General features: G+C 73.1%; 31 protein-coding genes and 1 pseudogene. 12 read left to right on the forward strand and 20 right to left on the reverse strand.

What is annotated here, in order from left to right; translation table 11 throughout:
* Positions 1–103: 103 nt before the first annotated feature.
* Positions 104–1,732 carry a cytochrome c oxidase subunit I gene (ctaD, locus tag ACIRSU_RS11780; protein WP_403791488.1) on the forward strand — a complete coding sequence of 543 codons (1,629 nt, stop codon included), beginning with the start codon at positions 104–106 and terminating at the stop codon, positions 1,730–1,732.
* Positions 1,729–2,127 (forward strand): cytochrome c oxidase subunit 4, encoded by a 399-nt coding sequence (locus ACIRSU_RS11785; RefSeq protein ID WP_403791043.1) that lies wholly within the window; start codon positions 1,729–1,731, stop codon positions 2,125–2,127. The genes ctaD and ACIRSU_RS11785 overlap by 4 nt, the downstream gene beginning before the upstream one ends.
* 165 nt (positions 2,128–2,292) lie before the next feature.
* Here ACIRSU_RS11785 and ACIRSU_RS11790 read toward each other — a convergent pair whose 3' ends face one another.
* The 8 genes and pseudogenes from ACIRSU_RS11790 to ACIRSU_RS11825 all read right to left on the reverse strand — a co-directional run bounded on the left by ACIRSU_RS11790 (position 2,293) and on the right by ACIRSU_RS11825 (position 8,493).
* Positions 2,293–4,002 (reverse strand): cytochrome bc complex cytochrome b subunit, encoded by a 1,710-nt coding sequence (locus ACIRSU_RS11790; protein WP_403791045.1) that lies wholly within the window; start codon positions 4,000–4,002, stop codon positions 2,293–2,295.
* Positions 4,003–4,462: 460 nt separating this feature from the next.
* Positions 4,463–5,032: pseudogene (locus ACIRSU_RS11795) on the reverse strand (zinc-binding dehydrogenase); the annotation flags it as partial.
* A complete protein-coding gene (locus ACIRSU_RS11800; RefSeq protein ID WP_403791047.1) occupies positions 5,013–5,159 on the reverse strand; it encodes a hypothetical protein in 147 nt (48 codons plus the stop codon). The gene ACIRSU_RS11800 and the pseudogene ACIRSU_RS11795, both read right to left, overlap by 20 nt.
* 10 nt (positions 5,160–5,169) lie before the next feature.
* Complete coding sequence (locus ACIRSU_RS11805; protein WP_403791049.1) at positions 5,170–5,946, reverse strand: metallophosphoesterase; 777 nt, start codon at positions 5,944–5,946, stop codon at positions 5,170–5,172.
* Positions 5,943–6,209: a BON domain-containing protein gene (locus ACIRSU_RS11810; protein WP_403791051.1), complete on the reverse strand. Its 267-nt coding sequence runs from the start codon at positions 6,207–6,209 to the stop codon at positions 5,943–5,945. The genes ACIRSU_RS11805 and ACIRSU_RS11810 overlap by 4 nt, the downstream gene beginning before the upstream one ends.
* Positions 6,199–7,044 (reverse strand): hypothetical protein, encoded by an 846-nt coding sequence (locus ACIRSU_RS11815; protein ID WP_403791053.1) that lies wholly within the window; start codon positions 7,042–7,044, stop codon positions 6,199–6,201. Before ACIRSU_RS11815 ends, ACIRSU_RS11810 begins: the two co-directional genes overlap by 11 nt.
* 14 nt (positions 7,045–7,058) lie before the next feature.
* A complete protein-coding gene (locus ACIRSU_RS11820; protein WP_403791055.1) occupies positions 7,059–8,234 on the reverse strand; it encodes an iron-containing redox enzyme family protein in 1,176 nt (391 codons plus the stop codon).
* Positions 8,209–8,493 carry a CDGSH iron-sulfur domain-containing protein gene (locus ACIRSU_RS11825; RefSeq protein WP_403791056.1) on the reverse strand — a complete coding sequence of 95 codons (285 nt, stop codon included), beginning with the start codon at positions 8,491–8,493 and terminating at the stop codon, positions 8,209–8,211. Before ACIRSU_RS11825 ends, ACIRSU_RS11820 begins: the two co-directional genes overlap by 26 nt.
* A gap of 250 nt (positions 8,494–8,743) precedes the next feature.
* On the opposite strand from ACIRSU_RS11825, the gene ACIRSU_RS11830 reads away from it, so the two are divergent.
* Complete coding sequence (locus ACIRSU_RS11830) at positions 8,744–9,316, forward strand: SRPBCC family protein (protein ID WP_403791058.1); 573 nt, start codon at positions 8,744–8,746, stop codon at positions 9,314–9,316.
* 130 nt (positions 9,317–9,446) lie between these two features.
* Here ACIRSU_RS11830 and ACIRSU_RS11835 read toward each other — a convergent pair whose 3' ends face one another.
* Positions 9,447–10,157 carry a HemK2/MTQ2 family protein methyltransferase gene (locus ACIRSU_RS11835; protein ID WP_403791060.1) on the reverse strand — a complete coding sequence of 237 codons (711 nt, stop codon included), beginning with the start codon at positions 10,155–10,157 and terminating at the stop codon, positions 9,447–9,449.
* A gap of 127 nt (positions 10,158–10,284) precedes the next feature.
* On the reverse strand, positions 10,285–11,385 hold the full coding sequence (locus ACIRSU_RS11840) for a glutamate--cysteine ligase (RefSeq protein WP_403791062.1): 1,101 nt from the start codon (positions 11,383–11,385) through the stop codon (positions 10,285–10,287).
* 203 nt (positions 11,386–11,588) lie between these two features.
* Here ACIRSU_RS11840 and ACIRSU_RS11845 point away from each other — a divergent pair, with 203 nt between their 5' ends.
* Entirely contained in the window at positions 11,589–11,750 is a 162-nt protein-coding gene (locus ACIRSU_RS11845; RefSeq protein ID WP_403791064.1) for a hydrophobic protein, read from the forward strand.
* Between the two features lie 86 nt (positions 11,751–11,836).
* Entirely contained in the window at positions 11,837–12,031 is a 195-nt protein-coding gene (locus ACIRSU_RS11850) for a hypothetical protein (protein ID WP_403791066.1), read from the forward strand.
* Between the two features lie 104 nt (positions 12,032–12,135).
* Here the strand turns inward: ACIRSU_RS11850 and ACIRSU_RS11855 are convergent, their stop codons facing one another.
* The 4 genes from ACIRSU_RS11855 to ACIRSU_RS11870 form a co-directional block, all read right to left on the reverse strand.
* Complete coding sequence (locus tag ACIRSU_RS11855; RefSeq protein WP_403791068.1) at positions 12,136–13,035, reverse strand: SDR family oxidoreductase; 900 nt, start codon at positions 13,033–13,035, stop codon at positions 12,136–12,138.
* A 31-nt stretch (positions 13,036–13,066) separates the two neighbouring features.
* Positions 13,067–13,771: a hypothetical protein gene (locus ACIRSU_RS11860; RefSeq protein ID WP_403791070.1), complete on the reverse strand. Its 705-nt coding sequence runs from the start codon at positions 13,769–13,771 to the stop codon at positions 13,067–13,069.
* A 15-nt stretch (positions 13,772–13,786) separates the two neighbouring features.
* The gene (locus tag ACIRSU_RS11865) at positions 13,787–14,347 is read right to left on the reverse strand and encodes a hypothetical protein (RefSeq protein ID WP_403791072.1); all 561 of its coding nucleotides are present in this window, start codon (positions 14,345–14,347) and stop codon (positions 13,787–13,789) included.
* A 116-nt stretch (positions 14,348–14,463) separates the two neighbouring features.
* A complete protein-coding gene (locus tag ACIRSU_RS11870) occupies positions 14,464–14,661 on the reverse strand; it encodes a hypothetical protein (RefSeq protein ID WP_403791074.1) in 198 nt (65 codons plus the stop codon).
* A gap of 204 nt (positions 14,662–14,865) precedes the next feature.
* On the opposite strand from ACIRSU_RS11870, the gene ACIRSU_RS11875 reads away from it, so the two are divergent.
* The 5 genes from ACIRSU_RS11875 to ACIRSU_RS11895 all read left to right on the forward strand — a co-directional run bounded on the left by ACIRSU_RS11875 (position 14,866) and on the right by ACIRSU_RS11895 (position 19,282).
* On the forward strand, positions 14,866–15,825 hold the full coding sequence (locus ACIRSU_RS11875; RefSeq protein WP_403791076.1) for a Rieske 2Fe-2S domain-containing protein: 960 nt from the start codon (positions 14,866–14,868) through the stop codon (positions 15,823–15,825).
* Between the two features lie 288 nt (positions 15,826–16,113).
* Positions 16,114–16,395 carry a GNAT family N-acetyltransferase gene (locus ACIRSU_RS11880; protein WP_403791490.1) on the forward strand — a complete coding sequence of 94 codons (282 nt, stop codon included), beginning with the start codon at positions 16,114–16,116 and terminating at the stop codon, positions 16,393–16,395.
* Positions 16,396–16,475: 80 nt separating this feature from the next.
* Entirely contained in the window at positions 16,476–17,462 is a 987-nt protein-coding gene (locus ACIRSU_RS11885; protein ID WP_403791078.1) for a PfkB family carbohydrate kinase, read from the forward strand.
* A 107-nt stretch (positions 17,463–17,569) separates the two neighbouring features.
* Positions 17,570–18,280 (forward strand): ribonuclease H, encoded by a 711-nt coding sequence (locus ACIRSU_RS11890; protein ID WP_403791080.1) that lies wholly within the window; start codon positions 17,570–17,572, stop codon positions 18,278–18,280.
* Between the two features lie 276 nt (positions 18,281–18,556).
* On the forward strand, positions 18,557–19,282 hold the full coding sequence (locus ACIRSU_RS11895) for a GNAT family N-acetyltransferase (RefSeq protein WP_403791082.1): 726 nt from the start codon (positions 18,557–18,559) through the stop codon (positions 19,280–19,282).
* Between the two features lie 240 nt (positions 19,283–19,522).
* Here ACIRSU_RS11895 and ACIRSU_RS11900 read toward each other — a convergent pair whose 3' ends face one another.
* The 4 genes from ACIRSU_RS11900 to ACIRSU_RS11915 form a co-directional block, all read right to left on the reverse strand.
* Positions 19,523–19,924, reverse strand: coding sequence for an STAS domain-containing protein (locus tag ACIRSU_RS11900; RefSeq protein ID WP_403791084.1), 402 nt, complete (start codon positions 19,922–19,924; stop codon positions 19,523–19,525).
* Between the two features lie 139 nt (positions 19,925–20,063).
* Positions 20,064–20,984 carry a universal stress protein gene (locus ACIRSU_RS11905; RefSeq protein WP_403791085.1) on the reverse strand — a complete coding sequence of 307 codons (921 nt, stop codon included), beginning with the start codon at positions 20,982–20,984 and terminating at the stop codon, positions 20,064–20,066.
* Between the two features lie 166 nt (positions 20,985–21,150).
* Positions 21,151–22,803 carry an FAD-dependent oxidoreductase gene (locus ACIRSU_RS11910; RefSeq protein WP_403791087.1) on the reverse strand — a complete coding sequence of 551 codons (1,653 nt, stop codon included), beginning with the start codon at positions 22,801–22,803 and terminating at the stop codon, positions 21,151–21,153.
* Between the two features lie 128 nt (positions 22,804–22,931).
* Positions 22,932–23,855 carry a diiron oxygenase gene (locus tag ACIRSU_RS11915; protein WP_403791089.1) on the reverse strand — a complete coding sequence of 308 codons (924 nt, stop codon included), beginning with the start codon at positions 23,853–23,855 and terminating at the stop codon, positions 22,932–22,934.
* 168 nt (positions 23,856–24,023) lie between these two features.
* Between ACIRSU_RS11915 and ACIRSU_RS11920 the strand changes: the two genes are divergently transcribed.
* Together ACIRSU_RS11920 and ACIRSU_RS11925 are read left to right on the forward strand one after the other, a co-directional pair.
* Entirely contained in the window at positions 24,024–24,440 is a 417-nt protein-coding gene (locus ACIRSU_RS11920) for a DUF4440 domain-containing protein (RefSeq protein WP_403791091.1), read from the forward strand.
* Between the two features lie 48 nt (positions 24,441–24,488).
* Positions 24,489–25,538, forward strand: coding sequence for a sigma-70 family RNA polymerase sigma factor (locus ACIRSU_RS11925; RefSeq protein WP_403791093.1), 1,050 nt, complete (start codon positions 24,489–24,491; stop codon positions 25,536–25,538).
* Here ACIRSU_RS11925 and ACIRSU_RS11930 read toward each other — a convergent pair.
* Both ACIRSU_RS11930 and ACIRSU_RS11935 read right to left on the reverse strand, forming a co-directional pair.
* A complete protein-coding gene (locus tag ACIRSU_RS11930; RefSeq protein WP_403791095.1) occupies positions 25,522–25,890 on the reverse strand; it encodes a DUF4180 domain-containing protein in 369 nt (122 codons plus the stop codon). The two genes, ACIRSU_RS11925 and ACIRSU_RS11930, sit on opposite strands and share 17 nt — an antisense overlap.
* Positions 25,887–26,366, reverse strand: coding sequence for a helix-turn-helix domain-containing protein (locus tag ACIRSU_RS11935; RefSeq protein ID WP_403791097.1), 480 nt, complete (start codon positions 26,364–26,366; stop codon positions 25,887–25,889). Before ACIRSU_RS11935 ends, ACIRSU_RS11930 begins: the two co-directional genes overlap by 4 nt.
* Positions 26,367–26,425 lie beyond the last annotated feature (59 nt).

The following is a 26,425-nucleotide window of genomic DNA, read 5'->3' on the forward strand; positions in this document are numbered from 1 at the left end:
GGACGCCACAGGACCGCCGCGAGAAGTGCCGGAATGGAGTGCGACCGAGCCGGAGGCGCCGGAGGAGACCCCCCGCGGCCCGCTCGGCACGGGCGTGCGCATCATGGGGCTGCTGACGACCACCGACCACAAGGTGATCGGCTACCTCTACATGGTCACCTCGTTCGGGTTCTTCCTGCTGGCCGGCACGCTCGCCATGCTGATGCGCGCGGAGCTCGCCCGCCCGGGCCTCCAGATCGTGAGCGCCGGCCAGTACAACCAGCTGTTCACCGTGCACGGCACGGTGATGATGCTGCTGTTCGCCACGCCCATGTTCGCCGGATTCGCCAACGCGGTCATGCCGCTGCAGATCGGCGCCCCGGACATGGCCTTCCCACGGCTGAACGCCCTCACCTACTGGCTCTACCTCGGCGGCGGACTCGTCGTCGTCTCGGGACTCGTCGTACCCGGCGGCGCCGCCTCGTTCGGCTGGTTCGCGTACGCCCCGCTGAACGGCCCGGTCTTCTCACCCGGCCCGGGCGGCGACCTGTGGACCATGGGTCTGGTCCTGTCCGGCGTGAGCACCACGCTGACCGCCGTCAACTTCATCACCACCATCGTCTGTCTGCGCGCGCCGGGCATGACGATGTTCCGGATGCCGATCTTCACCTGGAACGTGCTCTTCACCTCCATCCTCGCCCTGCTCGCCTTCCCGGTGCTCACGGCCGCCCTGCTCGCCCTCGAACTGCAGCGGAAGCTCGGCGCGCACGTCTACGACTCGGCAGCCGGCGGCGCGTTGCTCTGGCAGCACCTGTTCTGGTTCTTCGGCCACCCGGAGGTCTACATCGTCGCGCTGCCGTTCTTCGGCATCATCAGCGAGATCATCCCCGTGTTCAGCAGGAAACCGCTCTTCGGCTACGTCGGCATGGTGGGCGCCACCGTCACCATCACGATGCTCTCGGCCGTCGTATGGGCGCACCACATGTTCGCCACCGGCGCGGTCCTGCTGCCCTTCTTCTCCCTCATGTCCTTCCTCATCGCCGTGCCCACCGGGATCAAGTTCTTCAACTGGATCGGCACGATGTGGCACGGCAGTCTCTCCTTCGAGACACCGATGCTGTTCTCGGTCGGCTTCCTGGTCACCTTCCTGCTCGGCGGTCTGAGCGGGGTGCTGATCGCCTCGCCGCCGCTCGACTTCCACCTCACCGACTCGTACTTCATCGTCGCCCACCTGCACTACGTCCTGTTCGGCACGGTGGTCTTCGCGATGTTCGCGGGCTTCTACTTCTGGTGGCCCAAGTGGACCGGCCGCCTGCTCGACGAACGGCTGGGCCGGATCCACTTCTGGAGCCTCTTCACCGGCTTCCAGACGACCTTCCTGGTCCAGCACTGGCTGGGAGAGTCCGGCATGCCGCGGCGCTACGCCGACTACCTCGACGCCGACGGCTTCACCGTCCTCAACACGGTGTCCTCCATCGGTGCCTTCCTCCTGGGTCTGTCGACCCTGCCCTTCCTCTACAACGTGTGGCGCACCGCGACGAAGGCGCCCCGCGTCGGGACCGACGACCCGTGGGGGTACGGCCGTTCCCTGGAGTGGGCGACCTCCTGCCCTCCGCCGCGGCACAACTTCGCCGCGATCCCCCGTGTCCGTTCCGACTCCCCGGCCTTCGACCTGAACCACCCGGAGACCGAGGCCGGCACCGCCGACACGCTCCACCGTTCCGAGGGTCCGTCGAAGGAGGGGCGCGCATGAAGACCGAGGCCGTCGTGTTCGCGGGCGTGGCGGGGTTCTTCCTCGTCGTGGACGTGCTGTACGCGGTGTGGTCCGGGGCGGAGCCGGCGGGGACGGCGGCGCTCACCGTCGCCACCTTCATGGCACTGCTCGTGACCTTCTTCTTCTCCCGCCGGCACCAGCTGATCGGGCAGCGCCCCGAGGACCGCCCGGACGGGGAGGTACGGGAACGCTCCGGACCGCTGGACTTCTTCCCGCCGCACAGCGCCTGGCCCGTCCTGATCGCCGCCGGGGCGAGCGTGCTCGCCGTGGGTGCGGTGTACGCCCTGTGGCTGTTCCTGATCGGGGTGGGCCTGGTCGGGGCGGGTGTCGCGGGCTTCGTGTTCCAGTACGCCGGCGACGAGGGCCGGCGTTAGCGGACTCGGACTCTCGAGGGGGCGGGGGAGGGGGCACGGGCGGGGGGGGGGGGGCCCGGGGGGGGGGGGGGGCCCCCCCCCCCCCCCCCCCCCCCGCCGCGTACGGATGACTCCCCCGCCGCGTACGGATGACCTCCGAGCCGCCAGGGCCTCGCGGACCGGGTTTCAGTCGGCCTGCTCGGCCGCCTTCGCCGCGTGCGGAGAACCCCCCGGGCCGCCGGTGCCTTGCACCGCGTCGTCCGTCGGTTCGTCGGCCTGGCGCGGCGGCGCCAGGCGCTCCTCCACGGACGCACGCTCCTTCGCCGTCGCGGGGAGTTCGACCTGGCGGCCCTGGAACCAGCGGCTCGCCGCGACCCGCAGCCGCCGGCGACGGGGGACACGCTCCTCGTCGGGGAGTCCCAGCGGCTCGGGGGTGTCGCGCATCAGCAGGCGGTAGCGCACCGTGGGCCCCACGGCGCGGTGCCCGGAGGAGAGTTCGCCGTGGACCGCCTGTCCCACCTCTCCGGTCTCCTCGCCCTCGGCGAGCCTGCGGCGGTCGCGTTCCTGCAGGGCGAGGCAGAGACGCCGGGTCACGGCGAAGGCCAGGGGCGGCGCCACGATCAGCGCGATCCGCAGGATCCAGGTGATCGTCTCGACCGACAGCTGGAAGCCGAAGGCGATGACGTCGTTGCCGCCGGCCAGCAGCAGCACGGCGTAGAAGACGATGCCGGCCACGCCGAGGCCCGTGCGGGCCGGGCGGTTGCGCGGCCGGTCGCACAGGTGGTGTTCGGCGCGGTCGCCCGTCAGCCACCTCTCGATCAGCGGGTAGAAGAGCAGACCGGTGAACAGCAGGCCCGGCAGCACCAGCGTGGGCACGAAGACGTTCCACATGATCGTGTGCCCCGCCACGGGCGTCTCCCACGGCGGCATCAGCCGCAGCGCGCCCTCCAGGAACCCGACGTACCAGTCCGGTTGGGATCCGGCCGAGTCCTGGTCCCCCCGGTAGGGCCCGTAGTTCCAGACCGGGTTGACCTGCGCCACCGCTCCCATGACCGTCAGCGTCCCGAAGACCAGCAGGAACAGCCCCGTGGACTTGGTGGCGAAGTGCGGGACCATCGGCTGCCCGACCGCGTTGCGGTTGGTCCGGCCCGGAACGGCCCACTGCGTGTGCTTCAGGTAGAAGACCAGCAGGAGGTGTGCCGTGACCAGGGCCACCAGCAGGGCCGGCACGAGCAGTACGTGCAGCACGTACAGGCGCGGGATCACCACGTGGCCGGGGAACTGACCGCCGAACACGGCCATCTCCAGATACGTGCCCACGACCGGGATCGACCCCACGATCGTCGCCGCCGTCCGCAGCCCGGTCCCGGACAGCAGGTCGTCCGGCAGCGAGTACCCGGCGAAACCCTCCACCATCGCCAGGATGAACAGCGTCACGCCGAGCACCCAGTTCGCCTCCCGGGGCTTGCGGAACGCGCCGGTGAAGAAGACGCGGAGCATGTGCACGGCGACGGCGGCCAGGAAGACCAGGGCCGCCCAGTGGTGCACCTGCCGGATCAGCAGACCGCCCCGCACCTCGAAGGAGAGGTACAACGTCGTGGTGTAGGCCTGCGTCATCGGTTGTCCCTGGAGCGGGACGTAGGGGCCCTTGTACGTGGTCTCGACCATGCTGGGGTCGAAGAACAGGGTGAGGTAGACCCCGGTGAGCAGGAGCACGACGAACGAGTAGAGGGCGATCTCCCCGAGGAGGAAGGCCCAGTGGTCGGGGAACGCCTTGCGCAGTGCGGCCCGGGCGAGCTCGGACAGCGGCAGCCGGCCGTCCGCCGCCGTGAAGCCGCGCCTTGTCGCGTCCTCGACCTGGGCCCGCCATCGGGCGCGACGCTTCCGAAGGAACACTGTGCTCTCCTGACGGTCTGCACGAGACGGTGGGGCGTCAATGCCGAACCCTCACCCGTCCAGACCCTCAAAGAGAGGGGCCACGCCGACGTGTGGGCCGCACGGTGGAAGACGTGTGGGCCGGACGGTGGAATGAGTCGGCGCGTCCGTGGACCGAAAGCCGTGTCCCGCGTGGCGGGCGCACCACCGGCGGGGCAGCCGGAGTCGACCGTGCGTCCGGAAGTCGCTCGCGGACGCGGCGGCGCACGAGGGTCGCTCCGGCGCCGCTCAGCCCGCAGGTCTCCTGGCGCTCTCCCACGTTGGCGGCCCGGGAGATCACAGGACACCGCCGTACGTGGCGGACGTACGGTTCGTGACCGTGTCCGTCACCTCCCGTCAGGGGGTGAACAGCCCTTGACGGCGCCGTCCTGTTTCTTCTGGAACATGGCGTACGCCTCCGGTGCCTCGGGGCGCCTGCCGCCACCGGCGCGCCGTGGGCCTCCAGGCCCACCGCGTCGATGACCGCGTCCGGTCCGCGGCCGTCCGTCAGATCACGTACCGCGGCCACCAGATCGTCCTGGTCGAGGTCGAACACCCGCACGCCGCGCCGGCGGGCCCGGTCCAGGCGCTCCGGCACGAGGTCGATGCCGATGACCGTTTCCACGCCGAGGTGGGCCGCGACGCGCGTGCACATGTCGCCGATGGGGCCGAGGCCCAGGACGGCGAGGCTGCCGCCCGGGGGGACGGCGGCGTACTGGACGGCCTGCCAGGCCGTCGGCAGGACGTCGGAGAGGTAGACGAACCGGTCGTCCGGCGGGCCGTCGGGGACCTTGACGGGCAGGTCGTTGCCGAAGGGCACCCGCAGGTACTCGGCCTGTCCGCCGGGCACCTGGCCGTAGAGCTTCGTGTAGCCGAAGAGGGACGCTCCCATGCCGTGCTCGTGGACCTGGGTGGTCTCGCACTGCGAGTGGAGGCCCTGTCGGCACATGAAGCAGGTGCCGCAGGAGACGTTGAACGGCACGACGACCCGGTCACCGGGGCTCAGCCTTGTTCAGGAGCTCCTGCGCCTTGGTCTTCACCGAACCCCCGACGACCTTGTCGCTCCCCGACTCCATCGCGTCCAGGCCGTCTCCGCCCTCCCCGGAGCCGGGGGCGCCCGGTCGGATCCGGTCGGACATCACCGGCTCGTCAGACGTCACCCGTCTGCGCGCGATGCCCGTTCACCGGGAGCCGGTAGAGGGCGAACGCGCGGCGGATCACGGGCTGGGCGACGTTGCGGACCCGGACGCCGCCCGCTGTGATGCCGTGCTCGGTGCCGAGATGGGCATGGCCGTGGACGGCCAGGTCCGCTCCGGCGGAGTCGATCGCCTCCGCGAGCAGATAGCTGCCGAGGAACGGGTAGATCCCCAGCGGCTCCCCCGCCAGCGTGTCCGGTACGGGGGAGAAGTGGGTCAGCGCGATGCGGACGGCGCAGCTGTCGGCCGACAGCTCGGCGAGCGCCGCCGCCAGCCGCTCCGCGCTGAGCCGGCTGGTACGGACGAACGCCTTCATCTCGGGTTCCCCGAACTCGCTCGCGCTGGCCCCGACGAAGCCGCCGCAGAAGCCCTTCGTACCGGCGACGCCGACCTTGTGCTCCGCCACCTTCACCACGACGGCATCGCCTTCCAGTACGGAGACGCCGCCGTCCCGGAGCACCTGGCTCACCTCGGCTTCCTGGCCGGAGTGGTAGTCGTGGTTGCCGAGGACCGCCACCACCGGCACCCCGGCGTCCCGGACCTCCTCCACCACCACCGCGGCCTCCTCGGCCGTGCCGTGGCGGGTCAGGTCGCCGGCGAGCAGCAGCAGGTCGGCGCATTCCGGCAGAACCGAAAGCGCCGGCCGCAGCAGACCCCGGCAGTCCTGACCGAGATGCACATCGCCGACCGCCGCGACCCGCACGACATCGGACGCCGGAGCGGCGCTCATGACAGCTCCTCCCACCGGTCGGGGGCGTCCGCGCACGCCACGACGAGGTCGGCGAGCACCGTGGACCCCGCCAGTTCGGCGCGGGCGAGAGCCACGATCTCATCCCGCCGGGCGGCCGTGGGCACGGTGCCGGTCAGCAGGATGGCGTCGCCCCGCTCCTCCACGCGCACGCCCAGCTCGGCGAGGTCGTCGCGGGCGAGGCGTTCGACCAGCCGGGCGACGCGGTACTCGTGCTCGTGCGCTTCGAGATGCTCACCGCTCATCGCCGGTCGCTCCTCTCCTCCCGCCCCCTTGCCGCTCGCGCCGCTCGTGCCGCTCATGGTGCTCGCGAGGCTCGGCGTGGCTCGGCCGATGGTCGCCGCCCGTCCCGTCGGCCCTGTCGATCACGCCGAACAGTTCGAGCAGGTACAGAAAGGCGATCGCCATGGGGTTGTCCGAGGTCTCCGCCCGCACCCGCGCCCAGTCCACCCGCTCGCGCAGGCCGCGCGCCACGGGAAGCAGCGGGCCGAAGTCGCAGTGGTGCTCGGAGAACGCCGAGAGCCGTACGGCCATGAGGTCCGTGGGGTCGATCACCGGCATGTGCACCGAGTCCACGGGCAGGGTCCAGGCGCGGGCCAGCAGTTCGGTGGTGACGGGCCGCCCGGCCAGGGCGAAGATGAGGTCGATCTCCTCACCACCGGTCCGGGCCTTCACCAGCCAGTCCTCGGGTGGTTCCACGATGCGCACGCCCCGCCGCTGCAGCAGTCGCGTGACGGTCTCGGCGTCCTCCCTGCGGACGGCGAAGTCCGTGTCGTGCTGGAGAGGGACCGGAATGCCGTGTGCGTACACGGCGACGCTTCCGACGAGGGCGAAGGGACAGCCCGAGGTCTTCAGTATGGCCGCGATCTCCTTCGTCGCCTCCAGAATGGCCTGGGTGTGATCGGCCGGCAGGCCGCCCGTCCGGTCGGTGCGCCGGTCGCGGTCCGACCGGACGGGTGTGTCCGGCCGTCCGACCCCGTCCAGCGGCTCCGGCGCGAGGTAGGTGACGCTCCCGGGCCAGGCGTGCGGGTGGTGGGCCGCGCCGGAGCGGCCGCTGCCCTGTTCTTCCGCGAGGTTCATGGCGTGCTCCTCGGTCACGACCGGTCACGACCGGCTGCTGGAGAGCCGGCGCGCTGACCCGTGGGCCGTACGTCGGGCTGTACGTCAGGCTCCGGCCGTACGTCTGGCGGTGCCTCCGGCCGTACGTCAGGCTGTTCGTCTGGCGGTGCCTCCGGCCGTACGTCATCGAGCCGCGCCCGCAAGGCCGTCGCCCCGGACTCCCAGGCACGCGTGACGGAGTCGGCGAACCAGTCCTCCAGAAGGACCGTCGCATCGGCTCCGAAGGCGAGATCGGCGGCGAGGTCCGGCTCCTCGGCCAGGAGCGGCGTGACGACCTCGTGGCGGACCAGCTGCTCGTGGACGGCGTCGGCCTCCACGTGCTCGTCGTAGAAACGTACCGCCGCCTCTCCCGCACCGGCCCGGCGCAGCGCGGCGACCAGACGGGACGCGGCCGGCGAAGAGGTGATCTCCAGGACGGCGAAGTGGCCGACGAGGGCGCCCCGGCGGGACCGGTGGAGGCCGAACAGCGACATCAGGTTGGCCGTGGCGAGCGCCGGTGCGCCGACCGCCGGCAGGTAGTGGCCGTACGCGGGGTCGAGCCCCAGGTCGGTCAGGAGTTCGGCGTAGAGCCGGGCGTGCATGCGCTCGGCCCGGCCGCAGCCGTACTCGTCGTACTGCACCGTCATCATTCCGGCCTTGGCTCGCCCCTGGAGCCTGGGCACCACCCACAGGTGCGGGTCGGCCTCCCGCAGCTGGTACACCGAGCGGAGTACCGCGTGTTCGCGCAGCTGTTCCAGAGTGCCGTGACGGACGAGGTAGTGGGAGACGCCCCGCCCGTCGTCATGTTCGGTCAGCAGGGAATCGAACACCTCGGCGGGGTCGGGTGACCGGCCGCACGCGGCGCGCAACGCCGCCTCGAACCGCGCCTCGAGCCGGGCCCGCAGCCCCAGCAGGCCCAGGTCCCACTCGGCGTCGTCGGGCACCCCCGCGAAGCCCCGGTAGTGGAGTTCGTATCCGAGGTGGAGCGCGAGCTGGAGGTCCTCCCCGTACGGGTCGGCGGCCTCGGCCACGCGGTCGCCGGGGAGTGCTCCGGCCCGTCCGCGGAGGCGGTCGATGACGGCCTCCGACAACTCCCCGCGGGGCGGGGGCAGTTCCGGACCGCCGGCCTGGCGGCCGCGCTCCGTCCTAGGGCTCGGGGCTGTTGTCGTCACGGGTCGGCCTCCTCGTGTCGGGTCCCCGGCGCCGCGCGCGGTGGCGGTGGCTGGTGTCGCAGAACGGCTCCCTGAGGCTGCGCCGGCATCTGCACAGGGCGACCACCGGACGGTCGCTGCGGCAGACCGTTCCGTCGGCCAGCACGATCTCCACGGGGCCCTCGACCAGCAGCGGTCCGTCCGCCATGGGAGTGATCCGCGCGGCGGCCCGCGCGGTCATGGGGCGCGCGGCGCCGGGATGGTCTTCTGTGGGTTTCATGACGGACCTCCGCTCGGCGGGAACGATGCCATGGCGGGTGCCCCTTCCGGTCCGGATCATGCTCCGGGAGCGCGCTGCGCGCCGAGCACGGCGCGGGCGCGGGCCCGGCGCGGGCAGTGCACGCCGGGCCCCGCGCGCGTGCGCGCCGTGAGAAGGGGTAGTCGCGGGGGTGAAGAGGGGAGTCGCCGACGTCCGCGGACGCGTCCACGGGCGATTCCCGCCGTGCGCAAGACCGCCCGAGGAGGACACCATGACCATGGTGCAGGAGTCGATCAGAGTCACTGCCCCGCTGCACGACGTCTACGGGCGGTGGACACGGTTCGAGGAGTTTCCCCGCTTCATGGACGGTGTCGAGGAGGTCCGGCAGCTCGATGACCGCCTCTGCCACTGGCGCACCCGGGTGGCGGGCGTGGCCCGCGAGTTCGACACGGAGATCGTCGACCAGCTCCCCGACGAGCGCATCTCCTGGCGCACGGTGGGCGACGGCGTGAAGCAGAAGGGCGTCGTGTCCTTCCAGCGCCTCGACGACGCGCACACGCGGGTGAGCCTGGCCATGGAGGTCGAGCCGCAGGGGATGGTCGAGCAGGCCGGCTACGCCCTGGGCTTCGTCGAAGAACGGGTCCGCGGCGACCTGCAGCGCTTCAAGCAGTACGTCGAGGAGAGCGACGGCACCGACAGCGGCTGGCGCGGCCGGCTCCGTCCCGTCGACAGCACGGGCGAGGCACCGCCGTCGGCCGAACCGGAGCCGCCCGAGCGGCCGGGCCCCTACCCGGGCCCGCTCCCGGACACCCCGGGGGAGGCTCCCGGAGCGCCTCACATCTGAGGGTCGCCCTCAGACCTGAAGGTTCTGAAGGCCCCGGCACGGGAGGTTCCGAAGACCCCGGCACGGGCTGCACCGGCCCGGGTCGGCCCGCTGAGGCCGGCCCGGGCCGGCGCGAGCTCAGCCCGGGAGCTCAGCCCGGGAGCCGGGACAGCGGGCTCGTGCCGGTCCCGGCCGGCCGGCGGACCGTGGCGGCGTCGCGGACCGCGCGGATCACCACCAGCTCCTCGACGCGCGTTCCCCGCGCGACCAGGCCACGGCGCTCGAACCAGTCGGCGCGCGCCTCCATCACGGGACCGAAGGGCTGGGCGCGCCGGGCGACGACCCGGGCGCGCAACCCCGCCGCGCGCAGAGCGGCCAGGCTGGCGCCGATTCCGCTGAGCGAGGACTGGACGAGGAGCAGCACGCCGCCGGGCGCGAGGAGCGCGGGGGCGACGCGGCAGATCCGGTCGAGCAGCAGCCGCCCGTCCGGCCCGGCGTCCCAGGCCCGGCGTCGACCGCGGGCGGGCGCATCCGGCGCCGCGGCGGGCACGTACGGCGGGTTGACGGTGACGAGGTCGAAGCGCTCGCCGGACACCGGCACGGCGAGGTCCCCGGTCAGGACGCGGACGTGGCAGCCGTGCAGCCGTGCGTTGGACTGTGCCGCCGCGGCCGCGGCCCGCGAGATGTCGGACGCGGTCGCCTCGGCTCCGCGGCGGGCCGCGGCGACGGCGAGGATCCCGGTGCCGGTGCACAGGTCGAGGGTGCGCGCGCCGGGCTCCAGGGGTTCACGGGCGAGGCTCCGCAGGAGCAGGGCCGTGTCGCCCTGGGGGGCGTAGACACCGGGCGGTCTGATCATTCCCATGGTGCTCATTCCTCGCGGGTGCCCGTGTCCCGCGCCCGCACACACCGCCGGGTGTCCGCACACCGCCGGGTGTCCGCACACCGCCGGACGCGCGCACGCACGGCAGGCTCGTGCGGTCGCATCGGTGTCAGCTCGCCACGGTGAGCCGGGCGAGCGAGTCCACCACGTCGGTGAGCCGGCCGTGCCGGCGGAAGGCGGTGCGCTGGCGGGTCGCGCCGCCGCCGTGGGTCTGGAGGCGGTCCCACTGACGCAGCACGCGTTCCGTGTCGCCGGCGGCGTCGAGCGCGGGGCGGGTCCGGCGCAGCAGCCCCTCGACCAGGTCGACGGCGGGCCGCTCCCGGCCCGTGCACGGGTCGATGCCGTAGCCGGACAGGCCGTGCCAGGCGGCGAGTTCGTGCGCCAGCAGGAGCCGGCGGAGCGGGACGCGCGGCACGGGCCGGCCTTCGGCCTCCTCCGCCAGCAGGACCGTCGCGAGGGCGCGGACGAGGGCGGCGAGCATGACCACCGTCCCCACGTCGGCGTTGGCGTCGCCGACACGGATCTCCAGCGTGGGCACGTGCTCCGACGGCCGGGCGTGCCAGTACAGCATGCGCCGGTCCATCAGCGTGCCGGTACGCACCAACTCGGCCACGTGGGAGAGGTAGCCGGCCTCGTCGAGGTCAGGGGCGGGGCCGACGGTGGGCCAGCTCGCGTACTCGACGGAGCGCCAGCTGTCGAAGCCGGTGTCACGGCGGCGCGCGAAGGGCGAGTTGGACATGAGGGCCTGGAGGACGGGCAGCCACGGGGCCATGCGCCGGGAGAGGGCGAGCGCTCGGTCGCGGTCGAGCGTCCCCACATGGAGGTGGCAGCCGCACACCAGGCCGTCGACCGGACTGAACCGGGTGGCGAAGCGACGCGCCATCCGCTGGTAGCGGTCGGTGTCGGTCACGGTCAGCGGAGCCTCCGGCGGTATGACGGAGGTGCCGCTCGCGACGGGCAGACAGTTCTCCGTCCGGGCGGCCTCGGTGACCACACCCCGCAGCCAGACCAGCTCCTCGCGCAGATCGCGGCACGAGGCCGTGGGCCGGGACGTGGTCTCGACCTGCGCGTTGAAGAACTCCTTCTGCACCTGCTCGCCGAGTACCTCGGCGGCAGCCGCGATCACCCGTGGCGCACGCCCGACCGCGGCTCGGCTGGACCGGTCCACGAGGACGAACTCCTCCTCGACCCCCATCGTCAGGATCTTCATGGGCTACTCCTCGCTTCGGTGCCGCGACTACCCGGCCGCGCACCGTTCACCCCTGTGTTTCGGCGGTGCGGGCGGGCTCGGGCCGGGTCCGGATCGCGCTGGTGTCGATATCCGGACGTGTCTGCATTATCCGGATGTGTCGGCATTCCGGAACAGGGCAGACGCTGCCAGCAGGAGGGCAGGAAGCAGGAAAGGAGAGTGCCATGGCGGTTCTGATCGCGGTTCTGATCCTGGCGCTGATACTGGGCGGAGCGGGGTTCGCCGTGCACGTTCTGTGGTGGATCGCCCTGGCGGTCCTCGTGCTGTGGGTCCTCGGCTTCTTCCTGCACGGCGCCGCGGGAGGCCGCCGCTGGTACGGGTGGTGAACAGATCGTCGGCTCGGACTCCGAGGGTGCGTCGGGCTCAGCCCGACGCACCCGGGCCGGGCCGATCCGAGCGGAGGAGGGACGCCATGGCTACCGCCGACAAGAAGGACAGACAACGGCAGAGCGACGACACCCCGCAGGTGGACGAGGCGACGCGGGAGCGGTCATCGAGGCAGCGGAACATCACCTCGCCGACGCCGCCGGACGTCCGGGCCAAGGCTGACGAGGACGACGACGACCGCCGCGGCTCGCGGGCGGCAGAAGGCAGGCGGGCACCGTGACCGCCGGCCCCGCAGACATACATCTGCCCTCACACCGTGTGTGAGGGCAGATGTATGTCTGCGGGTATGTCTTCTGCGTCTATGTCTGCGGGGCCGGGCAGCCGTCAGGGCAGCGGGGTGCCGCCTGTCGCGTTGAGGATCTCGCCCGTGATGTACGAGGCCTGCGGGGAGGCCAGGAAGACATAGGCGGGGGCCATCTCGGCGGGCTGGGCCGCGCGCCCCAGCGGGGACTGCTCACCGAAGTGCGCGACCTTCTCCTCGCCCATGGTGGCCGGGATCAGCGGCGTCCACACCGGCCCCGGTGCCACCGCGTTGACCCGGATACCCTCCGGCGCCAGCTGCTGCGCCAGACCGTGCGTGAAGGCAACGATCGCCGCCTTCGTCATCGCGTAGTCCAGCAGGTGCGGGCTGGGCTTGTACGCCTGCACCGAGGCGCTGTTGATGATCACGGCGCCGGGCCGCAGGTGCGCCAGCGCGGCACGGGTCAGCCAGAACATCCCGTACAGGTTGGTTCGCATCACCCGGTCGAACTGCTCGTCGCTGATCGCGGCGAGCCCGTCGGGCTGGGACATCTGGTAGGCGGCGTTGTTCACCAGCACGTCCAGGCCGCCGAGACCGGCGACGCAGCGGTCCACCAGATCCGTGCAGAACGCCCCGTCGCGCAGGTCGCCGGCCATGGGCAGGGCGCGCCGCCCGGCGTCCTCGATCAGGGCGGCGGTGGTGTCGGCGTCGTCCTGCTCCTCGGGCAGGTGGCAGAACGCCACGTCGGCGCCCTCGCGGGCGAAGGCCACGGCGACGGCACGGCCGATCCCGGAGTCCGCTCCGGTGATGAGCGCGACCCGGTCCCTCAGGCGGCCGGCTCCCCGGTAGGAGTCCTCGCCGTGGTCGGGCTCGGGCCGCATCCGCTCCCCGCTGCCCGGGTACGGCTGTGACTGCTCCGGCTGCGGCGGTTCGGGACGACGCGCCCCCGGATCCCGCGAGGTGTCACGGTCGCTCGTCACCATGGGCCCTCCACTCGCTCGCTCGCTCTCTCACTCACTCGGTCGTGCGCTCGCGGCCGGCGGCGTCGCCCGTGCCGGACTCCGCCGTCTCCCGGTCGACTCCGGTGCTCAGCAGCCGTTGGAAGAAGGAACGGTACCGGCGCAGGGCCGTCCGAAGGCTCTCGGTGTCGACGTCCTCACCCTTCCGCCACTGTCCTTCGAGGGACCTGCGGTGGTCGGCGAAGGTGGCGGCCAGCTTCTGCATCACGTCCGCCACCAGGGCGTCGGCCTCGTGCACGGCCTGGCGCGGGTCGTCCACGAACATGCTCTGCAGTTCGTGCCAGCGCGTACGGAAGCTCTCCTCGTCCTCGGGATCCATCAGCCGCGGCGACTCGTCGGCCGAGCCGTGCCCCTCGGTGGCTGTCGCACCGGCGCCATTGCCGGTGTCGGTGGTGTCGGTGGTGTCGGTGGTGTCGGTCGTGTCGGCGGCATCGGTCGTGCCGCGGCCGGTGCCCGTCCGGGTGTCCGTGGCAGCGCCGCTCTCCGTGCCGCTGTCCCTGTCTCCTCCCTCTTCCCGGCCGGAGAGGCCCGGGCCGCCGGTGGCGATGGCTTCCCCGGGGTACGTGGGTGCCCCGTCGGTGCCTCGGGCCTCCTGCCCCCGGCCCGTACCGGGGCTGCCTTCGCGCTCGGACGAGCGTGCGATGTCGTCGGTCGACAGGCTGCTGCTGTCCGACCGTTCGGGTGTGTCGTTGTCATGCATGGCGGAGTCCGCCTCTCAGGCCCGGCCGGAGCCGGGCCGGTCGCCGTCGGAGAGCAGCTCGTCGAAGAGGACCCGGTAGTGGATCATCGCTCCGCGCAGCTGCTCGGTAGTGGCCTGGTGGTCCGAGCTGAGCCGGTTGACCTCGTGCGCCGCGCGGTAGTGCTCCAGGGTGCGGCCGTGCTCGACCGACAGGTCCCTGGCCCGCTGCTCGAAGTCGTCCGTGGGATAGCCGCGCTCGTGCATGAGGGCGGTCACCAGCCGGTCCGCGTCGTGGACCGCCGACTCGGGACGGTCGACGAACTGTTCCTGCACCCCGCGCCACTCCTGTGCGTAACGGTCCCTCACGCCGGGGTCGAGTGGCCGGATGTCGAGGGATTCATGGCGCTTCTCGCGGCTGTCGAGATCGTGCTCGGCCGCCCGGCGGCTACCCGCCTCGTCGACCGTGCGGTCGTACTCGGAGCCGAAGCGCTCCCGCAGCCGGCGCCTTCTGCGCCGGTCCAGGGCGATCGCTACTGCGACCAGGACGATCACCACCGCGATCGGGATGATGATGGCCAGAAGTGTTCCTGTGGACATGACCCGGCCCCCTTGGCTGTGACGGGGTCTGCCTCCCGCGGTTGCCCACCGACGGAAAGGCGAAACGGTCTTCCCTGCCCGGGCGCCGAGGCGCAGGGCGCAGCGTCGCGGCGGCCTCAGTGGGCCGCCGCGCCGAACTCGGCGTGCTGCGTGCGCAGCGCGAAGTCGGTCTCTGCCGCGGGTGGGTTGCAGGAACCGGCGGCGGTTCTCTGCGCGGGCCTCCCGCTCAGCACCCGGAACTCGGCGTCCGTGAGCCTGTGTCGGGCGCCGCCGCCCTTGTTGCCGGCCCTTCTCTTCTTCGTGCGCGTACGCATGACGGTCGCTTCCGCCTTCCCGTTCTCGCACGGCGGCTGCCCGGGCCGCGCCGGAACAGACATCGCGGACATCGCCGGCCGGGACGCCCCGACCGCGACGCGTCCGGCCCGAGGTGGCGAACCGGGCGGCACGGCGCCGGTACTCGCACTCGCACCGACGCTCGGACGCCGTTTCGGGTGCCGCCACCGGGTTACACGCGAGGCATGAAGACCATTCCGAGCGCCATTCCGAGCGCCCTGCGGGCGGCCCTTCCCTCCGATGACGGGCCCGGCCGCGTGCTGAGAGCGATGGACCGGCTGGAGGACTCCTCGCTGGCCGACGGCCTCGTCGACGCCCTGCGCGGAACCGTACGGGCGCTGCCGCTCGGCTCGGCGCGTGACGCCCTGCACGGCCGATGGCTGGGCCATCCCGTACACCCCCTGCTCGTACAGTTCCCGCTCGGGGCCTGGTTGTCGGCCGCCGTGCTCGACCTCGTCCCGGGCGGTCATCGCGCGGCGCGGGTGCTCGTCGGCGCGGGGCTCGCCGGGGCTGGGCCGGCGGCCGTCGCCGGCTGGGTCGACTGGGCCGAGATGCGGCGCCCGCAGCTCCGCGTCGGGCTCGTGCACGCCGCCGCCAACATCACGGGCGTGGTCTGCTACGCCGTGTCCCTCACGGCCAGGTGCCGCGGGCACCACTGGCGCGGCCGGCTCTGGGGCTTCGGCGGGCTCACCGCGGTCGGGGTGGGCGGCGCCATCGGCGGGCACCTCGCGTACCGGCAGGCCGCGGGGGCCAACCACGCCGAGCAGGTCCCCGCTCTCGCCCCGGCCGACTGGCACCCGGTCGCGGCCCTGGCCGACCTCCCGGTCGGCCGGCCGCGCCGCGCGCACGTCGGCGAGGTGGCGGTGGTCGTCGTCCGCGTGGACGACGGCACGGCGCGTGTGCTGGCGGAACGGTGCAGCCACATGGCCGGCCCGCTGGCCGACGGCAAGGTCGTCGACGGCTGCCTGGTCTGTCCCTGGCACGGCAGCACCTTCCGCCTCGAAGACGGCTGGAACGTCACCGGCCCGGCCACCGCCCCGCAGCCCGTCTTCGACACACGGATCGTCGACGGCCGCGTGGAGGCCCGTCTCCGCGCCCGGGGCCGGTCCTCTCCGTCGGCGGGTCACGGTAGGTCCGCACCCTGAGTCGGCGGGCACCACCAGAGACGCATACGTTGGGGCACAGCTGATCTCCGCGGCGGCCACCCGGCCGCCGCGCCGCTGCCCCGACCGTGCGTGCCCCGGTGCGTATGCCCACCCACTGAAAGGCTTGTCATGTCTCAGACCGAGGACCAGCCCCAGACCGAGCCCCAGACCGAGGCTCGGAGCGGGAACGAGGCCCCGACCGAGGGCCGGACCGAGGGCCAGGCGCAGGGCCGGCAGGACGCCGCCGCCCCCGTCGTCCGCCACAACGACGGCCGGCACCGTTACGAGATCCTCGTCGACGACAAGCGGGCCGGACTGACGGCGTACCGCGACCGCGAGGACCGCAGGGTGTTCTTCCACACGGAGACCGACCCCGCCTACGCGGGCCGCGGCCTCGCCTCGATCCTGGTCGAGCAGGCCCTGAACGACGTCCGGGCCGCAGGCATGCGGATCGTGCCGGTCTGTCCCTACGTGGCGAAGTTCCTCAAGAAGCACACCGAGTTCGCGGACATCACCGACCCGGTGACCCCCGAGGTGCTCCAGTGGCTGGAGGGCCGGCTGGCGCGCTGATCCCGGGACCCCGGTGTGATCTTGCGGAAAGCCGTTGCAAGATCTTGCGAGCGGCTGCGGGCCGCTGCTTGACTCCCCGCATGAGCGAACCCGGCACCGACCCCGACCTCGACCCGGACCCCGACGTCGACCCGGGCCCCGACCTCGACTTCGACGACAGCGACGACATCGACGTCCTCGTCCTCGGCGGGGCCGGGGTCGACACGATCGTGTACGTACCCGAGCTGCCGCTGCCGCTCGCGGACAGCCACATGATCCGGCCCGGGATCCAGACCCGGGCGGGGCAGACCGGCGACTTCGTCGCCCTCGGGCTGCACCGCCTGGGCCTGCGCACCCACCACCTCGACATGGTCGGCGCCGACCCCGAGGGCGAACTCGTCCGCGCCTTCCACCGCGACCAGGGCATCCCGCTCACCGAGGTCCACCAGCCCGCCGGCACCAAGCGGGCCGTCAACCTCGTCGACCCCGACGGACGCCGGCTCTCCCTCTACGACGCCACGCGCGGCCACGACGCCGACCGGCTGCCCCCGGAGACCGTCAAGGCCCTGGCCGCCCGCAGCGGTCACGCCCATGTCTCCCTCACCCAGCCCTGCGCCCACGCCCTGCCCCTGCTGCACGACGCGGGCGTGACCCTCTCGACCGACCTGCACGACTGGGACGGCCGCGACGACTACCACCGGCCGTTCGCGTACGAGGCCGACGTCGTCTTCCTCTCCGCCGCCGCCCTCGACGACCCGGAGCGCACCCTCCGGCACATCGCCGAGCACGGCCGTGCCTCCGTGGTCGTCGCCACCGCCGGGGCGGCCGGGGCCCAGCTGCTGACCGGCGCGGGCGCGGAGCCGGTCCACATCCCCGCCGTCACCCCGCCCGCACCCGTCGTCGACAGCAACGGCGCCGGGGACGCCTTCGCCGCCGGCTTCCTGTACGCCTGGCTCTCCGGCGCGCCCGTCCGCACCTGCGCCCTGTACGGCGCCGTGGCCGGCGCGTACGCCTGCACCGTGCCCGCGACCCGCACCGACGCCATCGGGCGCGACGCGCTCCTCGCGGGCGTGGCGGGGCTCGCGTAGGCGCCCGCGCCCCCCCGCTCCGCCGTGTCACCGGCCCAGGGGCGGCCGCGGGCGGTCGCGCCCCGCCCTGGTCAGGGACATGGCCCCGGACATGTCAGGATCGAGGGATGACAGAGAAGATCATCGCGGCGTGCGACGGCGCCTCCAAGGGCAACCCCGGGCCCGCGGCCTGGGCCTGGGTCATCGGCGACGAGGACGGCGGTGTCGCGCACTGGGAGGCCGGCCCGCTCGGCACGGCGACCAACAACGTGGCCGAACTCACCGCGCTCCTCCGCCTCCTGGAGCGCCTCGACCCCGCCGTGCCCGCCGAGGTGCGGATGGACTCGCAGTACGCGATGAAGGCCGTCACCACCTGGCTGCCCGGCTGGCGCCGCAAGGGCTGGAAGACCGCCGCCGGCACGCCTGTGGCCAACAAGGAGCTGGTGGTGCGGATCGACGAGCTGCTCGCCGACCGGCGCGTGGAGTTCGTCTACACGCCCGCCCACCAGGTCGACGGCGACCCGCTCAACGACGCCGCGGACCGCGCCGCCAGCCACACCGCGCGCAGCCAGGAGCCCGCCGGATCCGCCGCCGGCTCGCCGCTGCCCCCGCCCGAGCCGGGCTCCGCGCGCCCCGCCGGTGCCAAGCGCGCCCCCCGGCGCGCCAACGCCTCCGGTGGCGCCGCCACCCGCCGTACCGGCTCCGGCGCATCCGCCCCCACCCTCAAGGCCCGTTTCCCCGGCAGGTGCCGCTGCGGACAGCCGTACGAGAAGGGCGCGACGATCACGAAGAACGCGACCGGCTGGGGCCATCCGACCTGCGCGGACGCCGCTTCCTAGGGCCTCGGGGAGGGGCTCGCGGCGGCCGCGCTGGGCCGAACGGGGGATAGGGGTAAACCGGACATTCACCCAGCTGTGAGCCCGGGTTCGTGTGGGGTTCTGTTCTCGGAGCGCTCGGGGCTGCATACTGTTCCTCCCCGCACCGGTGACGAACCGTTTCCCTTGCCTTTTTGCCATTTCGGCGAAGGGGGCGGCACCATGCGGGAACCCCTCCCTTTCATCCTCGCCGTGATCCGGCGTGCGATGACCCCTGCCCTTGGAAAGACCCGAGGTTCCGTGCCAGTACCTGTAGTCCTTGCCGGGCGCACCGTGCGCCTGGAACCGCTGGCCATGCGCCACGCCGAGGGCATCGCCTGGGCGGGCGCACTGGATCGTGCGGCCTATGCCTACACCGCCGTGCCCCACGGCCTTGATGCTTCCTGCGACTACATCGCCCGCGCCCTCGAGGAACAGGCGGCGGGTCGGTCGCTGGCCTTCGCCCTGGTGAACCCACGGAACGGGCGAGTGCTCGGGTCGACCCGCTTCCTGGAACTCGACTACTGGCGCGGTCCCCTGGTGTGGCCGCCGACCACCGGCGTGCCGCACGGGGACCCGCTCACGGCGGTGCCCGACGCCGCCGAGATCGGCAACACCTGGATCTCCAGCGAGGCGCGCGGCACCGGCGTCAACACCGAGGCCAAGTACCTCATGCTGCGCCACGCGTTCGAGACCTGGGGCGTCCGCCGCATTTCCATGCGCGCCGACGCCCGCAACACCCGCTCCCGGGTCGCCATCGAGCGTCTCGGCGCCACCTGCGAGGGCGTCCGCCGCGCCCACTCGCGCGGCCTGGACGGAGTCGTCCGCGACACGGCCTTCTACTCCATCCTCGACGAGGAGTGGTCCGCCGTCCGCAGCATCATCGAACTCCGCCTCCCGGGCATGCGCCCGCCGGCGCCGCTCCCGAACCCGTTCTCGGGCGGCACGCACGAGCACGGAGGTGCGGGCGAGCTGCTGCCGGCCTGAGCGAAACCGCGACGCGGGCGGGTCCCCCGGCGGGGCCCGCCTGCGGCGGGGCCCGCCTGCGGCGGGGCCCGCCTGCGGCGGGGCCCGCCTGCGGCGGGGCATGGCCTGTCCTGCGGCTGCGCCCGCTCCGCTGCCGGAGCGAGCCCTCGCCGCGCGGGCAGCCGTGTCTGCCCGCGGTCGTGTCGCATCGCCCGGCCGTGCGACGGCATCCCCTCCGGGCGAACCGGGCGTGCTCGCTCCTCACACCCGAAGCCTCCGCGGCACTCCCGTCCGCGGCCCCGGTGGGCGGGCGCACGAGGCGGGGGACGGGGGCGGTGGCGGAGTGGGGGCGAGGACGTCGTCGAGGGCGGTGAGGCGGATCAGGCGGAGGATCGTCGGCTGGTCGCAGATCAGGTGCCAGGCCGCGCCGCGTGCGCGGACGCGCTGGGCGCAGCGGACCAGGAGCCCGAGGCCCGACGCGTCGCAGAACGTGAGGTGGCGCAGGTCGACGGTGAGCGCCGGCGCTTCGCGGGTCAGGACGTCGAGTTCGGGTCGGACGCGTTGCACCAGGACCAGGTCGAGCTCGCCGTACAGCTCGACCGTGGTCCGGCCCTCGCTCGACCGGACGGCCAGGTTCGGATCGCCGCGTCGGATCAGATGCATGGACACGCTCCACTGGATCGGCCCCCGTGCGTCGAGGTTCGCGGCCCTTACGCAGGCAGACACGTTTCTCCACATCCGGCATCACCCGAAGAGGTGAAAACGAGGCATTTCCGCCCCGGCGGCAGGGGGTTCGCGCCGGTCAGGACGCCGGCGCCGGCGGCACGATCGCGACCGGGCAGGCCGCGTGGTGCAGCACGGCATGCGCGACCGAGCCGACGAGCAGGGTCTCGACGTGGTGCCTGCGATGCCGGCCCACGACCAGGAGGCCCGCCTCCTGGGAGTCGTCCACGAGCCGTCCGGCCGCGTCGGCCGGAGTGACGGCCGGGACCACCTCGACCCCCGGATAGCGCTCGGCGAACGGTCGCAGCCGCTCCTCCTGGTGCCGGCTCGTCGTCTCGACGAGCTCCGGCGTCTCGTCGGGCATCGGCGGCGGCACCTGCAGAGCCGGTGCGGGCGCGCCGATGAGCAGGGCGGGGGAGGGCGGTACGGGGTAGGCGGTCACCACCTCCAGCGGCACCCCGCGCCGCCGCGCCGCCCGGAAGGCGAAGTCGACGACCTCGTCCGCGGTCTCCTCGGGATGCAGTCCGAGCAGCACCCGGCCCGCCTGCGCCCCGGTGTCCAGGGAAGCGGCCCTGGCCTCGTGGGGTACGACGACCAGCGGACACGGCGCCGAGGCGGCGAGCGCGCGGCTGGTGGACCCGATCAGCAGGCTCTTGAAGCCGCCTCGCCCGCGCGAGCCGACCACCAGGAGCTGGGCGCCCGCCGCGGCCCGGACCAGGGCGTCGACGACGGAGCCGTCCAGCGACTCGTACCGCACGTCGAGCCCCTCGGCCCGTGGCCCGACCTCCTTCACCAGCGCGTCGACCACGGTGTCGGGGATCTCCGGCGCCGGGCCGAGCGACGCGATCCGGGCGCTGCCGAGCTGCAGCGCCTCGGGGCGGACATGGGCGACGGTGAGCGGGGCGCCCAGACTCCGCGCGGTGTGCAGGGCCCACTCCAAGGCCCGCAGGCTGTGCTCGGAACCGTCGACACCCACCACCACAGCTGACTGTTCACTCATGCTTCGCACTCATATCGGCATCAACCTGCCGAAATCGGGTGACACGCCGAGGGCGCGGGTCTGACCCCCCGCGCCCCTCGGCGCCGCCCGTCCGAGCAGTGGTCCGAGCAGTGGTCCGAGCCGTGGTCCGTGCAGCCGTCCGGCACCAGGAACGGCCCGCAGCGGCTCAGCGCAGCAGCCGACGGCGGGCCCGCGCCGCCGCGACCAGCTCCGGTACGGTCCCCAGCTTGACCCGTGGGCGGCCGGTCTCCTCGCCGCGGGCCCGTTCGGCGCGCTCGATGGCGGCGAGGCCCCGGGCGTCGACCACGTGCCGGGCGCGGCCCCGCACCAGTCGGTCGAAGGCGCGGGCGCCGCCGGCGGGCGCGGGCAGGCTGCCGGCGACGGCGTCGGCCAGGAGCGTGCCCACGGTCTCCGCCGCGCAGGTGCGGTTGGCGCCGATGCCGCCGGAGGGGCCGCGCTTGATCCAGCCGACGACATAGGCGCCGGGCCGGCCCTCGACCCGCCCACCGGCGTGCGGGACCGCGCCGGCCGCCTCGTCGAAGGGCAGCCCGGCCACCGGGCGTCCGCGATAGCCGACCGCACGCAGCACCATGGCGGCCGGAACGGTGACCGGACCGCCCTCGCCGGTCACCCGCACGGCGCCGGCCTCGATCTCCTCGGGGGCCGAGTGGAAGCGGAACACGATCCGCCGCTCGGCGCCCCCGGCCCCCGGCCGCCCGCTCCAGTCCACCCGCTCACGCACCGCGCCCCGCAGCAGCGCCGCCTTGTCCCGCGGCCCGGCAGAGTCGATCGCGGCCCCGGTCCGCGGGTCGTGGTCGTCGACGACGAGGCGGACGCCCGGCAGCCGTCCGAGGGCGAGGAGTTCCGGCGCCGTACAGGAGGCGTCCTCGGGGCCGCGCCGCGCGAGCAGCACCACCTCGCGCACGGCGGAGGCCCGCAGCGCGGCCAGCGCGTGGTCCGCGATGTCCGTCGCGGCAAGGGTGTCCGGGTCGGTGACGAGGATGCGGGCGACGTCCAGGGCGACGTTGCCGGTGCCGACCACGACCACCCGCTCGGTTTCCGACAGGTCGATCGCCTCCGGCGCCACCTCGGGGTGCGCGTTGTACCAGGCGACGAAGTCCGTCGCCGCGACGCTGCACGGCAGCTCCTCGCCCGGCACGCCGAGCCGCCGGTCGCCGGCCGCGCCGACCGCGTACACCACGGCGTCGTGGTGCGCGGCCAGTTCCGCCGCCGTGATGTCCGTACCGACGTCGACGCCCAGGAACATCCGGACCCGCGGGTGGGTGTGGAAACGGGCGAAGGTGTCGCCGATGCGCCTGGTCGCGGGATGGTCGGGCGCCACGCCGTACCGGAGCAGTCCGCCCGCCACCGGCAGCCGGTCGACCAGGGTCACCTCGGCGTTGGTGTGCAGCAGCAGGTCCTCGGCGGCGTACATGCCGGCCGGGCCGGTGCCGACGACCGCGACCCGGATCGGCGCGAAGTCGGCGGGCAGGCTCCGCTCGAACGACGGCGCGCCCCAGGCGTGGAACGTCGGCACGCCCTCCGGCACCGGGCGCGGCGCGCGCTCCTCGTAGAAGGCCGCGTTGACCGCCGCGTACTCCTCCTGCCCGGCGGCGGCCAGGGCGTCGGCGGGGAAGATCGCGTCGACCGGGCAGGCGTCGGCGCAGGCGCCGCAGTCGATGCAGGACCCGGGGTCGATGTAGAGCATCTCGGTACGGCCGAAGTCCGGTTCGTCGGGCGTCGGATGGATGCAGTTGACGGGGCAGACGGCGATGCACGTGGCGTCGTTGCAGCAGGTCTGGGTGATGGCGTAGGTCATGTCGTCGTCAGCTCGCGGGGCTCCGGGACGGGTGGTTGCGGATGGATCGGATGAGCGGCGGACTCAGATGAGGTGCGGACTCGTCCGAGGAACTTCATCCGAGGAACGGACTCATATGAGGTGCGGACTCATATGAGGTGCGCGCGCCTGTAGACGGCGGTCGCCGGCCGGGTGAGCAGCCGCGCCGAGGACAGGAACTCCATCAGGCCCGCGCAACTCGACCGCATCAGCGACTTGTGGTGCTCGTTTGCCTTCGCCTCGGCGAGCGCCCGCTCGACGTCGAGACCGGCGTTCGCGTACACCTCCCGGCTGACCATGCTGGTGACGATGAAGTACGAGGCGAGGGAGACGACGAGCGCCTGGACGTGACGGCGCACGGGGCCGGCCTTGCGCAGCCGGGCGCGGGTCTCCTCGCGGGCGAACTTCATGTGCCGGGACTCCTCGACGACATGGATGTTGTTGATGGTCCGGATGAAGGGCGCCACCCGCTCGTCGCGCATCCAGTCGCGCTGCATGACGTCCAGGACCTCCTCGGCGACGAGGATCGAGGCGTACGCGGCCTCGCCGACCGCCAGGGTCTTGAACACGCGCCCGAGTTCGACGACCCAGCGCGCCGGCCGGTAGGCGGGGGCGCGCAGCTTGGCCGCGCCGCGCCCGAACATGATCGAGTGCCGGCACTCGTCGGCGATCTCCGTCAGCGCCCACTGGAACCGCGGATCGGTCGGGTCCTTCGCGTACATGTCGCGCAGCACCATCTGCTGCAGGATCATCTCGAACCAGATGCCCGTGCTGGCCACGCACGCGGACTCCTGCCGGGTCAGCTCCTTGCGCTGGGCCTCGGTCAGTTCCTGCCAGTAGCGGGTGCCGTAGAGGGTGCTCCACTCCGGGCTCATCCCGTGGTGGTCCTCGTCGAGCGGGGTGTCCCAGTCCACCTCGGCGGCGGGGTCGTAGGAGAGCTTGGCGGACGACTCGAGCAGCCGGCGGGCCGCCTCGCGCTCGGGCTGCTTCTGGTCCTGGGCCTGGTCCGCCGGCTGGACGGTGGTGTTGGCCATGGTGCGGCTCCTTGAAACCCTCGGGACGGAATCGGTCGCGTTTCCGGCGCTTGTTAGACGCTGTGTCTAGCAAGCCGTTGGTCGGAAGGTATAGCAAGACGAGCCGCACGCCTACCCGTCGGTACAGAATTCGTTGCCGCGGATCCCGGAGCAGGGGATGATCCGTACATGATCGACACGAGCGACACCATTGACCACGGCGGCGAGAGCGCCGAGGAGCGGGCCGCGATCGCCGCGGCCGTGGACGGCGAACTGCGCCTGCTGGAGGCCGACGTCCGGGCGTCGGCCGAGGCTCCCCGGCTGTTCGACCCCGAGTTCGTCGAGGTCGGCGCCTCGGGACGGCGCTGGACGTACGAGGAGATGCTCGCGGCCCTGCCCACCCTGCACGGCACGGGCGCGGACAGCCCGCGCATCGAGGCCTCCGGCATGCGCGGGGTCCTCCTCGCCCCTGACCTCGTCCACCTGACGTACGAGACCGAGATCGCCGGCCGCCGGGCGCGCCGCAGCTCGATCTGGCGCAAGGGCGAGGGCGACACCGGCTGGCGGCTCTACTACCACCAGGGAACCCCGGTGGGCGGGGTCTGAACGCCCGTGCTTTCATGAGGCGTTCGCGACGGGGGAGTGGGGGCAGGCGTGTCGGGTGACGGTGGGCTGCTGACGGAGCGGTTCGAGCGGGACCGGGGGCATCTGCGTGCGGTGGCCTACCGGATGCTCGGTTCGCTGGCGGAGGCCGACGACGCCCTGCAGGAGGCGTGGCTGCGGGCGAACAGCGCGGGAATCGCGGGCGTCGAGAACCTCGGCGGCTGGCTCACCACCGTGGTGTCCCGGGTCTGCCTCAACATGCTCAGGTCCCGTGACCGGCGTCGCGAGGACTCCCTCGACGACCGGTTCAGCGAACCCGGCGCCGGGACGGGCGCCGGAGCCGGCTCCGGCGCGGTCGCCGGCCGGCCCGGCGGCGATCCCGAGGCGGAGGCGCTGATGGCCGACTCCGTCGGCGTCGCCCTGCTCGTCGTCCTCGACACCCTCGCCCCCGCAGAGCGGCTCGCCTTCGTGCTGCACGACATGTTCGCCGTGCCCTTCGAGGACATCGCCCCGATGCTGGACCGCACCCCGGCCGCCGTCCGGCAGCTCGCGAGCCGCGCCCGCCGCCGGGTGAAGGGCGGCGCCGTGGTCGCCGAGGCGGACGCGGTACGGCAGCGGCGCGTCGTCGAGGCGTTCCTGGCGGCGACCCGGGGCGGGGACTTCGAAGCCCTGGTCGCCCTGCTCCACCCGGACGTCGTGCTGCACGCCGACCGCCTGGTCGTCCCGACGCCCGAACCGATCCTCGTCGCCGGCGGCCGGGCCGTCGCCCAGGGCGCCATGGCGGCGATGGGCCGGGCCCGCTTCACCGGCCTCGCCCTGCTGGACGGCAGGGTCGGCCTGGCGATGGCACCGCTGGGCCGCCTCCGCCTGGTGCTCACCTTCGAGGTGGCGGACGACGGCCTGATCACCGGGATCGAGGTCGTGGCCGAACCGGAGCGACTCGCCGCGCTGGACTTCGGCGCGCTGGACCGCGGCGCCCCGGGTGTCGGCGCGGTCGGCGCGCCGGACCGCGACGGGCCGGACCTCGACCCGTCAGGCCCTGACCGGGCGGAGCTCGACCGGTCGGGTCTTGACCGGTCGGAGCTCAGGCCGCCGGAGTGAGCCGCTCGGTGAGGGCGTCGGTGTCGGGGACGAACCAGACCTGCGTGCCCCGGTTGCACTCCCGGACGAAGTCCCGGAGCGCCGAACTCCCCTCCAGGTGGCGGGATATGTCGCCCACGACGACCAGCCCGACCCGGTACTGGGCGAACTTCTGGACGATGTCACCGGCCATCCGGGTCCGCAGCCGGAAGAAGTCGTCCGGGAGACGCTCCACGGGCACCGCCACCCACGCCGCCCCGCCGTAGGAGCCCTCTCCTATCAGGTCGGTCGCGTCCCGCTCGCTGTGCACGAGCGGGCCGTCGGCCGCGCAGAGCAGCACGGGCGTGCCGTGGATGTCCTGAAAGACGTTCACTGGGTGCCTCCGATGAGTGCGTCGAGAACCTTCAGCAGGTCGGCGGTGGTGTCGAGGTCGCCGAGGATCACGAACTTCAGCGAGTGACGGTCCTCGTCGAAGACCGTCTCCACCCGCAGTCTGCCGCCGGGGTCCCCCTCGTCTCCGTGCCGTCCGAACACCGTGGCCATGACGGCGTTGGCGAGCCGGTCTGCGGTGTGCCGGTCCACCTCGTCGACCTGCACGATGGTCGACACGTCCGCGCGCGGTCCGAGTGCGCGCCGCGTGGCCGGCGTGGATGAGTGGGCGAGTCGCGCGGCCGGCGCGGCCGCCGACACGGGTACGCCGGTGAACGCCTCCAGGTCCGCCCGCGTGATCCGGTACTGCCGGCCGACCCGGGTCGCCCGGAGCCGCCCGTCGCGTACGTACCCGCGCACGGTCTTCACGTGCAGGCCGAGCAGGTCCGCGACCTGCTCGACCGTGTAGAGCTCCTGCACCGGACTCCTCACCCCACCTTCCCTGTCGTCACCCAACGTAGCATAGAAAAGGGAGCGAC

Source organism: Streptomyces sp. NPDC101160 (assembly GCF_044768205.1).
GTDB lineage: Bacteria > Actinomycetota > Actinomycetes > Streptomycetales > Streptomycetaceae > Streptomyces.